Source organism: Streptomyces chisholmiae (genome assembly GCF_031845445.1).
In the GTDB taxonomy this organism is placed as follows: Bacteria; Actinomycetota; Actinomycetes; order Streptomycetales; family Streptomycetaceae; genus Streptomyces; species Streptomyces chisholmiae.
Map to the genome: position 1 here is coordinate 1 of NZ_JAVREO010000268.1, position 413 is coordinate 413.

The following is a 413-nucleotide window of genomic DNA, read 5'->3' on the forward strand; positions in this document are numbered from 1 at the left end:
GGCCCAGTTCGCGGTTGTGTGCCTGCAGCGCCTCGGCGATCTGATCACCCACGGTGTAGACCGGGGTCAGCGCGGACATCGGGTCCTGGAACACCGTGCCGATCGTGTTGCCGCGAATCCGCGACATCTCGGCGTCGGAACGGCCGATCAGTTCCTCACCCCGCAGCCGCACCGATCCGGACACCTCGGCGAACTCGGGCAACAGACCCACGACGGCCATGGCGCTGGCCGATTTCCCCGCGCCGGATTCCCCGACGAGGGCGACGACCTCGCCGGCGTCGACGTGAAAGTCAACGCCCCGCACCGCGTGTACCACGCTGGTGTCGGTGGGGAAGTCCACCGTCAGATCGGTTACTTCGAGGAGTCGTGTCATCCGCGTGCCTTCTTGCGCCGCAGCCGGCCGCTCCCCGGAT

At 68.0% G+C, this 413-nt stretch carries 1 protein-coding gene; it reads right to left on the minus strand.

Annotation, left to right across the window (positions count from 1 at the left end; translation table 11 throughout):
• A partial coding sequence (locus tag RM844_RS33135) for an ATP-binding cassette domain-containing protein (protein ID WP_311671125.1) occupies positions 1-373 on the minus strand: 373 nt, incomplete at its 3' end.
• Positions 374-413 lie beyond the last annotated feature (40 nt).